The sequence below is a fragment of the Paraburkholderia sp. RL17-383-BIF-A genome (assembly GCF_046028015.1).
Lineage (GTDB): Bacteria > Pseudomonadota > Gammaproteobacteria > Burkholderiales > Burkholderiaceae > Paraburkholderia.
In genome coordinates this window covers 14,439-28,789 of record NZ_JARESR010000019.1, presented here as the reverse complement: position 1 = coordinate 28,789, position 14,351 = coordinate 14,439, and the positions used below count along the sequence as shown (strand labels likewise).

The following is a 14,351-nucleotide window of genomic DNA, read 5'->3' as shown; positions in this document are numbered from 1 at the left end:
CGCACGTGACGGCAAGGCGCCCGGTAGCCGGGCGCTCCGCCTTGCCGGCCTACGGCTTGCCTTTCAGCGTGAACGGAGCCAGCAGCGACTGCACATCGATCTGCTGCCCTTGAAGCAGAAGCAGCCTGGCGTGAAGCACGGTGTTTTCGAGCACAAGCTTGGCGGTGCTGAGAAGATACAGCGCATGAATGTCGGACACCGACAGGTTGCCCGCTTCCACCTGGTGGTGGCGCTCGACGAGAGAAGTCATGACAAGACGCCTGAGCTCCTGCTCTCCGAAAGGAAGATCGGCGTAGTCGATCGGGTCGTCGGCTTCAACCTCTCTCAGCATGTCAACAAGCGCTTCCGTGCTCACTTCCATGATTCGGCTCCCACGTTGTCGGTTAGGAACAGCATAGCCAAACTACGTCGCGCAACGCTCTCAGACTAACGGGTCTAATTGTGGGCGTCTAGTGTGACGGATTGGGTTATGCGGTTCGCGCAACGTTGGATGCGTACGGTATTCGCGAGAGGGGGCGAGGCGTGATGCCGCCGGCGGGATACCACGTAAGCATAGCCATAGCTTCAGGCCTCGTCGCTTTTGTCGGCTTTCGCCCGCTTAGTCGCAGGCGCTTTCTTCTTCAATTTGCTCTGGTTGTAATCAATCGCGGCACGGATGAGTTTTTTTAGAGTACGCGCCTCGACCTTGTCGCCCTCGAAGAAATCGATTGCCCGTCGTGCGTTGCCTTCGAGGCCTGCGTTGAAGAGCTTGTCGGGATCCGCGAGGCTCGCTCCGTTTGCAAACGTGAGCTTCACCTTGCCTTTGTGGGCGTTGGCGACCGCGATCATTCCATCGCGATACCACACGGGACTGCCCATCCACTTCCATTCCTCGACAATCTCCTCGTCGGTCTCAAGAATGATCTTGCGGATACTGGCGAATGTTTTTCCGCGCCAATCCGTTAGTTCTGCGATCAGCTGATCGATGCGTTCCGATGGATTCGCTGGATCTTTATTCATCGAATTCTGGTCCCGTTTCGTAGAGCCGCAATGCTTGGAGCGGCGGCATTGTCAGACGAGTCGGCGTGGTGACTACAACCGATTCTCGACGATTTCCCTTGCCGTGTCGAATAGAAAGCCGGGAAGGCGCTCGCCGCACACGAACATCCCAACATCAGAGCGCTTCCGCCTCTTCGTCAAGGATGAGCAGGAATAGCGTTGCCTGCGAAGTTCGCTACGTCATTCCGAAAGGCACGGCCATGCCGTGGTTCGATCTGAAAGGTATCCCGAAAGACGCGCCTCATCCAGAAGCCGCGATGCGACGGATCAATTACATCCTTCAGCCTAAAGTCAGTGCCGCGCTGTCCGGGAAGCGCTCACGCGCATCGCCGACAGATAAGAATCAAGCGCTCTTTTCCCGTAGCGACGCGACATATTGCCTGGCTGCCTCGTTGCCGTGCGCGACCGCGCGCGAGGCAAGAGAAAACCCCAACTGCGTCTCATGGGCAACCGCGCTGCGATCGTCGTCGAAAACTTTTGCAGCGCGGCGCATGTGCTGCGCGGCCTGCGTGTGAAGTTCCGACGCGGCGGCGTGATGTTTTGCGGCAGTCAAACCGCTTTCAATGGACCCTGCCGGCAATGGCGCGCCGGTATGTTTGGCGGCGAGATTGGACTCTGCGATGGCAAATAGTGCATGGCCTTGCGCCAATACCGCCTGGTGGGCGGCGTGATCGTAATCCTTGCCCGCCTCGTAATACTGCGACGCCTCCCGGTGAAATCGCGCTGCTTGCTCATGATGCGATGCAGCAGCGTCGAGGTGTTCCTTTTTGCTTTGCTTGGTATTCACGGCAGATCCTCCGATAACGGACTGGGTTCAAGGTAGCCGACTGCTCGCGGGAGGGCAACCGGGCGGAATCCATTATCGAAAGGTACTCTCTCTTGCGGTGGCGTGGGCTTTTAAGGGAAAGCCATGCCCCGCGCGATGCGGGGCAGTTTGAAGTCTGCAGTTGCCGAATGGAGAAGCTCGGCCGCCAGGCAAAGGCCCGATCGGACCGAGCCCATGCAACGCACAGCGCTGCCCTTACCAGTGCTGCCCGACCGAAAGCGAATCCGTCCCGGCGTTTGAGATTGCACGCTGCCCTCGCGAACGGCGAGACGCTTGCGGCAAACCGTCAATAGCGGCTTTGCCACTCCCCAGATAGGCATCGCGCAGCGTGTCGAGTTCCAGCAGCGTATGCGCGTAGCCTCGCGCGACTACTCGGCCACTTTCGAGTACATACCCGGTTTGAGCGTAGCGCAAAGCGATCGCGGCGTTCTGTTCGGCCAGCAGGAAACTCACGCCATGGTCCTGATTGAGGGCCGCCACAGTCTCGAAGATTTCTTCAACGACCTGCGGAGCGAGCCCCATTGACGGCTCGTCGAGCAAGACCAGGGCGGGCCGCGCCATCAAGGCGCGGCCAATCGCGACCATCTGCTGTTCGCCACCGGACGTATAGCCCGCCAGCGTCCTGCGACGCTCCTTGAGCCGCGGAAAAATGCCATAGGTGCGCTCGAGGTCAGCCTCCAGTTCCGCCCGTCCTGGCCGCCGCACAAACGCCCCCAGCCGCAGGTTTTCTTCGACCGACAGATGCGCAAAGCAACGCCGCCCCTCCAGTACCTGGACGAGCCCACGCTCGGCGAGCGTCCACGGATCCGCGTCGGTAATCGCATCGCCGCGATACGCGATGCGGCCTGAGGTCAGTTCGCCCCGCTCGGCGCGGATCAGGCTCGAGACAGCCTTCAGCGTGGTGGTCTTGCCCGCGCCATTGCCGCCCAGCAGCGCAACGATCGCGCCGGTCGGCACCGTCAGCGAAACACCGCGCAATGCCGGGATGAGCTGGCCATACGTCACGGCAATATCTTCGACCTGCAGAATCGGGGCGGCGCTCATGCTCAGATATCCTTGCTGCAATCGCGCGGCGTAATGCCCTTCTCCTTGGCGTACGCGTTCGCCGACTTCTCGATGATGGGACGTAGCAGTGCACGATCTGCCTGCACCCAGCCGCTAATGACCTTCCATTGCTGGCCGTCCCATTGCTGGAACCGCACTGCGCCGCCGCCTTCGTGATCGGAGCACGACAGTTTCAACGGCTGAACCAGCCCGTACGCACCCAATTGTCTGAGACGTGCATCGTCAAGATTCAGATGCTCGAAGCCCCAGCGCACCTGTTCACCGGTGAGCGGTTTGTTGCCGAATTTCGCTTGCGCCACACGCAACGCTTCGACATTCAGAATACCGTTGACCACGCCGAGGTTGTAGTAGACCGTGCCGAAGCGAGCGGGATCTTTCAGGTTACCGTCGCCGGCTTTGATCACATATTGATTGATCGCCTGAATGACGGGAAAGTCGGTCCCCGAAGGATGCGTCGTGATCGAAATAAAGCCCTTCGCGGCGTCGCCTGCCGGGCGTGCATCTTCTTCCGAATTACTCCAGATGTTGCCGATGATGTGATTGGCCGGAAAGCCCACTTTCTGGGCCGACTTCAACGCGACCGGGTTCATGACTCCCCAGCCGCGCAGAATCACCCAGTCGGGATTGATCCGGTGAATGGTGAGCCACTGCGAGCCTTGTTCGTTGCCAGGATGCGGTACTTCGATCTGCGTGAGCTCAAAGCCGTATTTTTTGGCCAATGCGTCCAGCACGGGAATCGTCTCGCGGCCATACGGAGAACCGTGGTAGAGCACCACGATCTTTTTGCCCTTGAGCTGGTTCAAACCGCCCGATTGCTGACCGATGTAATTGACGATCGCGGACACTTCGCTGTACGGGTTCAGTTGCAGCGGGAAGACATACGGAAAGACCGCGCCGTCGGTGGAATCCGTGCGACCGTGATTGATCGTGATCAGCGGAATCTTGTCGGCAGTGGACCGGTCGAGCGTCGCGTAGGCGATGCCGACCGAAAGCGGATTAGTCGCCGCTGCGGGCGCGCCCTTTAGCCCGCTCTTGAGCCGCTCATAGCATTCCACGCCCTTTTCCACGACGTATTCGGTTTCGCATTCGCTCCATGTCAGCTTCACGCCATTGACGCCGCCATCGCGTTTATTGATGAGGTTCATATAGTCGATGAAGCCGCCGAAGAAACCACTGCCGCCCGCCGCATACGGACCGACCCGATAGCTTTGCAGCGGGAAGTATTCTTCGCCCGCGGCCTGCGCAGCGGGGACGAACGCGGCAGTGAGGGCAAGCGTCAGGGTGGCGGCAGCGGCCACGCGCGATACGATCCCGCGCCTCTTGAAGGAGTCGATGAAATTCATATTAAATGGACCTTGAATGGATAAACGGCGATTTGAAAAACGACGAGAGAAAGAGGGCTATGCACGCAACGGCCAGTCGCGCAGACGATTACGCACGGTATGAACCAGTCTTGCGAGGCCATCCGGCTCCTTGATCAGAAACACGATAATCAGCGTGCCGAAAAGTATCTTCTGCAGGTTCTGCAACTGGCCGGCTTCGATACCGACGCTAGCGAACGCGCCCGCCGCATTGGAGAGAAGAATGGGCAGCAGGACGATGAAGGCCGCGCCCAGGCAATTCCCGCCGATACTGCCCATGCCGCCGATGATGATGATGAACAACACCTGGAACGACAGATTGAGATCGAAACCGTGCGGCTCGACCGTACCCAGATACGCAAACGCCCAGAGCGCGCCGGCAATGCCGATCACGAAAGAACTCAGTGCGAATGAGAGCAGCTTGGTACGGCCGACGGGAATGCCGATCACGCGTGCCGCGGTGTCCATGTCGCGCACCGCCATCCAGCGCCGGCCAAGTTCGCTCCGTACGAGACGGGCCGCCAGAACGAATAGCGCGGAGGTCACGCCAAGCACGAACAGGTAACGTGCAGCGGGTGTATCGATCTTCCAGCCAAAGGCACTTAGGCGCGGCGCGCTGAGTACGCCCGAGGTATCGTCGTTGGAAAACCAGCTCACTCGGGTAAAGATCCACTCGACAAAGAACTGCGCGGCCAGCGTCGAGACGATCAGGTAGAAGCCCTTGATACGCAAACTCGGCAAACCGAACAGCGCGCCTACCACGGCGGTAATCAGGCCACCGAGCAACAGATCGACCGGCAGCGGCAAGGCCGGCACTCGCACCATGAGGTTGTAGGTCGCATAAGCGCCGACCGACATGAAGGCCGCGGAACCCAGCGAGAGCTGTCCCGCATAACCGGTGACGAGATTCAAACCCAGTCCCGCCAGTGACAGCACGAGGAACGGAATCAGAATCGCGTTGAGCCAATAGTCGTTGCCGAATACCGGAATGGCGATGAACGCGATCAGCACGAGAAGCACCGCGAGCGAGACCTTGAGCAGCCGCTTTCGCTGCGGGTAGGACTGGAACTTGCGCGGGGCGTTCAGAACGGCGTGAAGAGATGACATGGGCGGCCTCACACGCGTTCGACGGCGGGTTCGCCAAATAGACCGACCGGCCGCGCGAGCAGAAATAGCATGGCGAGCAGATAGGGAAACCAGTTTTCAATACCGCCGCCGAGCTGACTACCGACGTACACCTCGGCAAGTTTCTCGGACGCGCCGATCAGGAGACCGCCCACAATGGCCCCGCCGATCGAAGAAAATCCGCCGATGATCAACACAGGCAGCGCCTTCAGCACGACCAGCGACAGGGAGAACTGCACGCCGAGACGTGCGCCCCACAACAGGCCCGCGACGAGGCTGACGAAGCCGGCCAGCGCCCAGACGATCGCCCAGACACGCGGCAGTCGCACGCCGATGGCCAGCGCGGCGAGCGGGTCGTCAGCGACGGCGCGCAGCGACAACCCAAGCCGCGTGCGGTTGGTCAGCAGCGACAGGCCGATCACCAGCACGCCGGCGGTAGCCGCGGCAAAGATGTCGAACAGGCTGATCATGATGCCGCCGACATTCAGCGGCTTGTCGTCGATGCCCAGATCCAGTCCGTGTACCTGGGCGCCCCAGAACAGTTGCGCGGCCCCTTCGAGAATGAAGCTCAGGCCCAAGGTCGCCATGAACAGCACAATGGGCGGCCGATTCACGAGCGGGCGCAGCACGAGACGGCCGATCAGCAGCGCAATCAGCACCAACGCCCCCAGCGTCACGCCGAACGCGAGCACGGGGTTCACATGCCGCTCGACGAGGCTCACGTAGGTCAGCGCGCCGAACAGCACCATCGACCCCTGCGCGAAATTGAATACGCCGGACGCTTTATAGATCAGCACGAAACCGATCGCGACCATCGAATACATCACGCCGGCCAACAAGCCGCCCACGAGTACTTCGAGAAAAAATCCCATGATGTCCAGTCTCTCAATGACGGGTGCCGAGATAGGCGGCCAGCACGTCCGGGTTGCCGCGAACGTCGGCGGGGGCGCCGTCGGCGATCTTCTTGCCGTAATCGAGCACGACCACGTGATCCGACAGATCCATGACCACGCCGATATCGTGCTCGATCAGCACGACCGTCACGCCGAATTGCGTATTGGCGTCGAGCACATAGCCGGCCATGGCGCGCTTTTCGTCGGCATTCATGCCGGCCATCGGCTCATCGAGCAGCAGGAGGCGCGGCTCGGCGGCGAGCGCGCGGGCCAGTTCAACGCGCTTTTGCACGCCATAAGGCAGCGTGCCGACGGTGGTATGCCGATAGCGCTGCAGGTCGAGCGCGTCGATCACGACCTCGGCATAGCGGCGTTGTGCCGTTACATCGCTGCGCGCGCGGCCGATGTTCAAGGTCTGTTCAAGCCACGTGCTGCGCCGGTGCAGATTGCGGCCAGTGAGCACGTTGTCCAGCACGCTCATGCGGCGAAACAGCGCGATGTTTTGAAACGTGCGCGCAATGCCGCTGTGCGCGGCCTGATAAGGATTCATCCACCGGTAGGCGTGGCCGTCGAAATGCACGCTGCCGTGCTGCGGCTGATAGACCCCGTTGATCACATTGAGCAGCGAACTTTTGCCCGCACCGTTCGGGCCGATCAATGCGCAGATTTCACCCGTGCGCACCGCGAAGCTGATATCGGTTATCGCCTTCACGCCCTTGAAAGACAGCGAGGTGTGATCGAGCGACAACAGCGCGTTGGAAGGCGTAGTCATGGAAGGTTGGGTCATGCGTCAATAAGCCGGTTGTTCCGCGGCGCCGTCCGCCGTGTAGCGCTCGCGTGCCGGTGCCTCGCGCTGCTGTTCGACGCGCCGCCACTCGCCGGTATCGGGCCACGCCCGCACATCGACACGTAACGCGGCGAATAGCGCGGCGGTTCGTTCGTCGAGCGGTGGGCCGATGACAAGCGCGGCATGCGCGCGCGAAAAGCCGATCACTTCGCGCAACGGACGGGTAATGAGCCACCAGGTCAAAGTGCGCAACAGCGGGCCACCCTGCCTGCGCTGCGCCCGGCTGATCAGGCGGCGCCGCCAGGAGCGTGCGCCCGGCAAGCGGTCGTCGACCAGTTGGGCCACGCGGGCATAGGTTTCGCGCGTGCCGGCGACCAGCGTTGGCGCGAGTTCACGCCGATCGTTGTCGCGGGTCGCGAGCGACTCCGGGAAATTCAGGCGAAAGCCGCTCAGCAGCCAGGGCGCAATCAGGTAGCGCGCCTGCGCGGCCGCCGCGAATGCGCGCGCGGCAAACGCTTCGTCGTCCGCGGTCAGTTTCTCCGTGCCGACGAGTCGCTGGGCTTCCTGTATCAGCGTCGCATGGGAAAAACGCTGCGCGACGAGTTGCCCGGTTGCATCGAGCCGCACGAAGACGAAGGCGTCGTCGCGCGAATGAGCGGTGGACGCGAAACCGCCTTCGTGCTGAACCGCCAGCGTGCGATAGTCGGTCACGGCCGCATGCGGGTGCGGCGTCAGATTGCGCGGATTGGCGTCGATCACGCGCAATCCTTCGTGCGCCAGAAGACGATTCACCTGACTGTCGTCTTCAGCGAACACGAAACGTGGGGCAAGATGCGTGAGAACGGCGCGCAAAGCGTCGTCGGTGAGTTGCGGGTCGAGCGGTATCGCCACGCCGCCGTTCCACTGCGCCGCGAGCGACAACAGCAGCGCCTCCTCACGCGGATGACTAACCAATAGCAGCGCGTCGCCCGCCGAAAAACCACGCAGTGCGAGACCGGCGGCGAGGTATTCAACCGCCGTGGCCACCCCGTGCCAGGACAGCCCGTGCCACGCGCCTAACCGCTTGTGACGTAACGCGATGGCATGCGGCCGGTGCTGCGCCTGATGGCGCAGCCAGTCTGGCAGCGTCGACGGTTGAGCGTTCGCCATGATCAGGCCGCCTTGGCCTGCTGCTTGCGTTCGAGCTCGCGCACCAACGGCAAGACCCGTTTGCCGAAATACTCCACTTCTTCGATGAAATGGAGGAAGCCGGTCAGCACCAGATCCACGCCCACCGATTTCAGTTCGACGATGCGCTCGGCGATCTGTTGCGGCGTGCCGATGAGATTGGTGCGGAAGCCATCGTTGTATTGCACGAGATCTTCGAAGCTCGACTTGGCCCAATTGCCCTCGCCCTCCGGCGAAGCTTTGCCGGCTTGCTTGACGGCGTCGCCGAATGCATGCACGGCTTCGACGTGCGCGTGCTTGATGATGTCGGCGAGTACCGCCTGGGCCTCTTCCTCGGTATCGCGGGCTATCACAAACGCGTTCACGCCGATGCGCACCTTGTGATTGTTTTTCGCTGCCTTGGCCTGGATGTCGTCGATCTGGGCTTTCAGGTTCTCCGGCGTATTGCCGTTGGTGAAATACCAATCTGAAACACTGGCGGCGTTGTCGCGCGCGGCGCGCGAACTGCCGCCCTGGAAGATCTCCGGATGCGGCTTCTGGACGGGTTTTGGACTCAGCGTGTAATCGTTGAAACGATAGAAGTCGCCCTTGAAGGTGAAGTTGTCCTGAGTCCAGATGCCCTTGAGCGCCTGAATGAATTCGTTCGAACGGCGATAGCGTTCGTCGTGTTCAAGCCACGGTTCGCCGATCGCGGTGAACTCCCCTTTGAACCAGCCGCTCACCACGTTGATCGCCACGCGGCCATTCGAAATATGGTCGATCGTGGCAAGCTGTTTGGCAACCACAGCGGGGTGCCATGGGCCCGGCAAAATCGCCGCCAGAACTTTCAGTTTGGTCGTAGCGTGCAACAGGGCCTGACTGAACGAAACCGATTCGTGTTGCGAGTCGGCGCCGTAGCCGGCCGTGAAACGGATCTGGCTCAGCGCGTATTCGAAGCCGGCCTGTTCCGCGGTCTGCGCGAGCTTCTGGTTGTACTCGAGACTCCAGTCGGTACGCTGCTCGATCGTGCTGACGACCAGCCCGCCGCTGACGTTGGGCACCCAGTAGGCGAACTTGACGGCGTCGTCTTGAGAGTGGTTCTGGCTCATAGTGATCCTGATGATTGAGTAGAGAGTCTATGCAGCCGCTGTTGCGGCTTGCGGAAACGAAGCGGGGGGTCGCCCTGCATGGAGCCATGGCAATGCGCGCGACACCGCCAGCTGGATGCGTTCTTCCAGTGCCGGATTCGAAATCGCATAGCTGTTGAAATCGGCCTCCGACGCATACACGCCGAGCGGCAGCGTGCGTGCCTGAAAGAAGCTGAACAGCGGACGTAGCTGATGATCGATGACGAGCGCGTGACGTTCGCTGCCGCCAGTTGCCGCGAGCAGAACCGGTACATCGAACAGCGCCTCGTGATGCACGAGATCGAACAGGTGCTTGAAGAGTCCCGTATACGACGCCCGATAGACCGGGCTCGCCACGACCAGCAAGTCGGCCGACTCGATCGCCTTGATGTGCGCCTCGATGTCAGCCGGGACATGGGCGCGATGAACCGCACCGGCGAGGCTCGGTGCGATCTGACCGAGTTCGATGAGGTGCGTATCGACGGGCACCGCGTCGCCAAGTGCGGCGAGCACACGCTCGACCACGACGAGTGTGCGTGACGGCCGCTGCAAGCCACCGGAGACAGCGACCACTTTCAATCTGTTGCTCATGCGAACAATCCTTTCAATCGACAACGAATTAGTCGGGACTGCAGCTTATTTAGCGAAGACCATGCCATCCGGTGTTTGGCCCATACATCCTGTTCGGCACGAGCGTGCCGATTTGTCCCGAAGGAGCGCTGAGCCAGCGGGCATAACGGTCTGAGGCGATCGACCGGCCGCATATCGCCGTGGCATGAAACCATTTCAGGCTGACGTATGAAGCTGGTGAAGCAATATGGCCTCAGTGCTGCTGCTGGAGCAGCAGCACCGGGTATAGGCGAGACGCACGCAGGCTTTCAGTATCGCGACAGAATCGTTGCCTGAGAGGAGCCACGTGGTTGGAATGCTGATGCAGAGGCTGCGTCCATAACGACGCTGCTGCGTAATCAGCAATTCGACTTTGGTTACCACAACAAAATGCATCGGAAGTTGCGGTAGATCGTCAGAATACGTCTCTCAGGAAGCAACGCTGATCGACGCCGTTCCACATCCGTCAGCCGACACATGATGATCCACGCCCGCACGGAGCGCAGCGAGTGTCTTTGTCCCTATGAATTCGACCTACGTATTGCCGGATGCGCCGGCTTCCCTGCTGCCGGAACCGGAGACCGTGCCGGTAACTGACACGCCATTGCGGATTGCGCAGCGGCTCGCGGTAGCGTTTGCCACGACTGCCGCTGAGCGCGACGCGCAGGGCGGCACACCGAAAGCCGAACGCGACGCATTGCGCGCCAGCGGTCTGCTCGCCATGAGCATTCCTCTGGCGCACGGCGGTCTCGGCGCCAACTGGCGGCAGACCCTGGACGTGATTCGCACCCTTGGCCGCGCCGACAGTTCACTCGGCCATATATTCGGCTTTCATCACCTGATGCTGGCGACCGTGCGTCTGTTCGGCGCGCCGCAGCAGTGGCGCGCCTGGTTCGAGCAGACTGCCCGCCATCAATGGTTCTGGGGGAATGCGCTCAATCCACTCGATGAGCGGGCCGTGAGCCACTCGCACGCGGATTGGCGGGAGTTCAGCGGACAGAAGAGTTTCTGTTCCGGCGCGCTCGATTCCGAAATGCTGATTGCGTCCGCGCGCGACGCCGCGACTGGAACGCTGCTGGTCGCGGCTGTGCCGACCGGAAGAACAGGCATCTCAGTCGCGGAGGACTGGAACAACATCGGTCAACGGCAAACGGATAGCGGCACGGTGACGCTGGAAAAGGTGCGCGTGGAAAACCACGAGATTCTGACCGACCCTGGTCCATTGTCGACGCCGTTCGCCTGCCTGCGCCCGTTGCTCGCGCAACTGATCCTCACGAATATCTATCTCAGCATCGGGGAAAGCGCCTTCAACGACGCGCGCCACTACACCTTGCACGAGGCGCGTCCGTGGCACGCGTCCGGCGTGCAAACCACTTCGGCGGATCCTTATATTCTTGGCCAATACGGTGAGTTCTGGGCGGGCCTCGAAGCGGCGCGGTTATTGACCGACCGCGCCGCCGATCGCTTCGATGCTGCCTGGACCCAGGAAGATGCCTTGACCGACGCCGAGCGTGGCGAAGTGGCTTTGGCGGTGGCAACCGCCAAAGTCGCCGCCACCGAAATCGGGCTCAGTATCTGTACCCGCATGTTCGACGTAGCCGGCGCGCGCGCAACGCACGGCGCACTGAGGCTGGACCGCCATTGGCGAAATTTGCGCACCCATACGCTCCACGATCCCCTCGCCTATAAGCTTAGAGAAATCGGCGAATGGGCCCTGACGCAACGCTATCCGACGCCGAGTTTTTATTCATGAACTACTCACTCAATCACGCGATACCGGACAGGTCCGCCATGGCGCGAACGGACGCACCACCTTTGCTGACCATGCCCGACAAGCGGGCGCTGACGACCTCCATTCGCGCCACGGCCCAGGTCTTCTCCGACCCGCAATCGGCGGCTTTGCTCGAACGCATTCGCATGGTCGCGCCGAGCGACGCCAACGTGCTCGTGATCGGTGAGACAGGAACCGGCAAAGAACTGGTTGCGCGCCATGTGCACAACCTCAGCGCTCGCAAGGACGGGCCATTCGTGGCGGTTAACTGCGGCGCGTTTTCCGAGTCGCTGGTGGAAAGCGAATTGTTCGGCCACGAGAAAGGCGCCTTCACCGGCGCGTTCTGCGCGAAACCCGGCTGGTTCGAAGCGGCCAACGGCGGCACGCTGTTTCTGGACGAGATAGGCGATCTGCCGCTCTCGATGCAGGTCAAACTGCTGCGCGTGCTGCAGGAGCGGGAGATCGTGCGGCTCGGCTCACGCCGAAGCATTCCGATCGACGTGCGCGTTCTGGCCGCCACCAATGTACATCTTCAGGACGCCGTAGCGGCGGGGCATTTCCGCGAGGACCTGTTTTATCGCCTCAATGTCGTGCATCTGGCTGTGCCGACACTGCGAGACCGGCCGGGCGATATCCTGCCGCTAGCCCGATATTTCATCGAAGAGTATCGCAACCGCCTGGGCTATGGTCCTGTGGGCATCGAGCCGCGCGCCGAGCGCAAGCTGCTGGCACATAGCTGGCCCGGCAACATTCGCGAACTCGAAAACGTCATTCACTACGCGTTATTGGTGTGCCGCAGCGATTCACTCGGCGAGGGCGATTTGCAGATATCGTCCTTCGGGACGGACGCATCGCGACGCCCTGCCAACGAGCCGCCTTCCACTACCCCGCTTGAAGGGTTGGAGGAGGCGCTGCGTCATCTCTTTGGCAACGCCGAAGGCAACCTGTTCGAACAGATCGAAGACACCGTGATGCGCGTGGCGTTCGACTTCTGCTATCGCAATCAGATTCAGGCGGCGAGGCTCCTCGGCATCAGCCGCAACGTGCTGCGAGCCCGTCTGATTCGAGCGAAGCAGATCTCGGCGCAGAAATGAGTGCAATTGCTTGTGGCGGGGCCGATACTTCATTTCGAGCACCGTTTTTGTATCTCGAAGCGGACCGGCCGTGCGACCGGCCCACATGACACCGCGCGCCGCGGGCTAAAGCGGATCAGGCCACTGTTCTGCTGTTGCCGATCTGCCAGACGAAGGGCGGCTCCGTGCCGTTGATTTCCCAGTCGCCGATGATCCGCTCCTTGTAGATCAGCGGATTGTGCGATGCCGCCGTGCGTGCGTTCCGCCAGTGTCGATCCAATAGTTTGCCTTCGCTGACGCCCGACGCACCGAGCGCGTTGAACAGATCGGTGGTCGCCTGGAGGATCAAACCCGCCACGGCCACCTGCGCCTTGGCGGATTCTATTTCGGCCGCTACGTTTGCAGCCTGTTCTGCCTCACGATCCGCGCCGAAGCGCGTTTCGTACGCTCTTTGCGAGGGCTCTGCCGCGCGCACGGCCACCGCTTCCGCGGCGTACACGCGCGCCGCGATCTGCCCCACCACCTGCTGAACCTGGACATCTTCACTCACGCGCGGCGCGTTGCCGTGGCTATAGATACGGGTGCGCTTTCGCACCTCGTGCGAGATATCACGCAATGCCGCACGCCCGGTGCCCGCGATCACGGCGATCAATACGAGCTGATAGAACGCCGTCTGGTATTTGAAGCGGGTGGAGAAGTCGATGATATTCTCTTCATCGACCACGGCGTTCTCGAATACGGAAGTCCCGCTTCCGGTAGTGCGCTGGCCAAAGCCGTCCCAATCGTCACTTTGTTTAACGCCTGGCTGGTGCGTATTCACCGCGGCGATCACGTCGGCGCCGGTGTCGTCGCGCTGCGCGTAGACATCTATCCAGTCGGCAAAGATGCTCCCCGTGCTGTAGTACTTGGTTCCGTTCACGACCCATTGGTCACCGCGGCGCGATACACGCGTGATCACGTCGCCTATTTTGACTGCGCCAACTTCGGTCCACGCATTGCCGACGATTTGACCTGCCACGAAGCGTTCCAGCCATTTGTCCCGCAACGCGCCGGGCGCAGCGTTGATCCTGTCTTCGACGAAAGCGAAATGGCCGCGCAGTGCCTGAGGCAGACTCGAGTCGGCCTCGGCCAATTCGATTAGCAGTTGCACGAGTTGCGCAAGCGTCGCGCCAGCGCCGCCATACTCCACTGGCACTCTGACGGCGCCAAAGCCGGCTTCCTTCAGCCAGACAATCTGCTCATGCGGCAACGCAAGGGTGCGTTCGCGTTCGAGCGCGCCTTCCGCGATCCGGCTGAAGATGGGGCGGAATCTGGCAGCCAGCTGCTCATAATCGGCGCCGCGTGAAAGCGGCACTGTTTCGTGTTGGTTTCGTGCTGTCATGCGCCTGCTCCAAGGTCGATGTGTGGAAAGAGGCAGAGCGATCCGGCTCTTCTCGTCAAGACAAAGAGCACAAGGCATGCCATCGCGCTAGCCGTCTATCGGCCTTGATGAATCGGGAGCGCAGGGGTTTTTCTCTGCTGGCGCCGAAG

14 protein-coding genes are annotated in these 14,351 nt (G+C 61.4%); 2 read left to right on the top strand and 12 right to left on the bottom strand.

Going from position 1 to position 14,351, the window contains the following annotated elements; translation table 11 throughout:
- Positions 1–49: 49 nt before the first annotated feature.
- From P0D71_RS21395 to msuE, 11 genes are all read right to left on the bottom strand, one after another.
- Positions 50–361 carry a hypothetical protein gene (locus P0D71_RS21395; protein ID WP_091806046.1) on the bottom strand — a complete coding sequence of 104 codons (312 nt, stop codon included), beginning with the start codon at positions 359–361 and terminating at the stop codon, positions 50–52.
- 203 nt (positions 362–564) lie between these two features.
- Positions 565–999: a DUF1801 domain-containing protein gene (locus P0D71_RS21390; RefSeq protein WP_408294337.1), complete on the bottom strand. Its 435-nt coding sequence runs from the start codon at positions 997–999 to the stop codon at positions 565–567.
- A 382-nt stretch (positions 1,000–1,381) separates the two neighbouring features.
- On the bottom strand, positions 1,382–1,825 hold the full coding sequence (locus P0D71_RS21385; RefSeq protein WP_408294340.1) for a hypothetical protein: 444 nt from the start codon (positions 1,823–1,825) through the stop codon (positions 1,382–1,384).
- Positions 1,826–2,059: 234 nt separating this feature from the next.
- A complete protein-coding gene (locus P0D71_RS21380) occupies positions 2,060–2,908 on the bottom strand; it encodes an ABC transporter ATP-binding protein (protein WP_408481997.1) in 849 nt (282 codons plus the stop codon).
- Between the two features lie 2 nt (positions 2,909–2,910).
- Positions 2,911–4,272 (bottom strand): ABC transporter substrate-binding protein, encoded by a 1,362-nt coding sequence (locus P0D71_RS21375; RefSeq protein WP_408481995.1) that lies wholly within the window; start codon positions 4,270–4,272, stop codon positions 2,911–2,913.
- Between the two features lie 57 nt (positions 4,273–4,329).
- Positions 4,330–5,397: a branched-chain amino acid ABC transporter permease gene (locus tag P0D71_RS21370; RefSeq protein WP_408481993.1), complete on the bottom strand. Its 1,068-nt coding sequence runs from the start codon at positions 5,395–5,397 to the stop codon at positions 4,330–4,332.
- An 8-nt stretch (positions 5,398–5,405) separates the two neighbouring features.
- Entirely contained in the window at positions 5,406–6,287 is an 882-nt protein-coding gene (locus tag P0D71_RS21365) for a branched-chain amino acid ABC transporter permease (protein WP_408481991.1), read from the bottom strand.
- A 13-nt stretch (positions 6,288–6,300) separates the two neighbouring features.
- Positions 6,301–7,080 (bottom strand): ABC transporter ATP-binding protein, encoded by a 780-nt coding sequence (locus P0D71_RS21360; RefSeq protein ID WP_408481989.1) that lies wholly within the window; start codon positions 7,078–7,080, stop codon positions 6,301–6,303.
- An 18-nt stretch (positions 7,081–7,098) separates the two neighbouring features.
- Complete coding sequence (locus tag P0D71_RS21355) at positions 7,099–8,244, bottom strand: AMP-binding protein (RefSeq protein ID WP_408481987.1); 1,146 nt, start codon at positions 8,242–8,244, stop codon at positions 7,099–7,101.
- A 2-nt stretch (positions 8,245–8,246) separates the two neighbouring features.
- A complete protein-coding gene (sfnG, locus tag P0D71_RS21350; RefSeq protein ID WP_408481985.1) occupies positions 8,247–9,350 on the bottom strand; it encodes a dimethylsulfone monooxygenase SfnG in 1,104 nt (367 codons plus the stop codon).
- A 27-nt stretch (positions 9,351–9,377) separates the two neighbouring features.
- Entirely contained in the window at positions 9,378–9,959 is a 582-nt protein-coding gene (gene msuE / locus P0D71_RS21345; RefSeq protein WP_408294363.1) for an FMN reductase, read from the bottom strand.
- Positions 9,960–10,500: 541 nt separating this feature from the next.
- Here msuE and P0D71_RS21340 point away from each other — a divergent pair.
- A complete protein-coding gene (locus P0D71_RS21340) occupies positions 10,501–11,730 on the top strand; it encodes an acyl-CoA dehydrogenase family protein (protein ID WP_408294366.1) in 1,230 nt (409 codons plus the stop codon).
- Entirely contained in the window at positions 11,727–12,842 is a 1,116-nt protein-coding gene (locus P0D71_RS21335; RefSeq protein ID WP_408481983.1) for a sigma-54 interaction domain-containing protein, read from the top strand. The genes P0D71_RS21340 and P0D71_RS21335 overlap by 4 nt, the downstream gene beginning before the upstream one ends.
- Before the next feature lie 115 nt (positions 12,843–12,957).
- On the opposite strand, the gene P0D71_RS21330 is transcribed toward P0D71_RS21335, so the two are convergent.
- Positions 12,958–14,202, bottom strand: coding sequence for an acyl-CoA dehydrogenase family protein (locus tag P0D71_RS21330; RefSeq protein ID WP_408294372.1), 1,245 nt, complete (start codon positions 14,200–14,202; stop codon positions 12,958–12,960).
- Positions 14,203–14,351 lie beyond the last annotated feature (149 nt).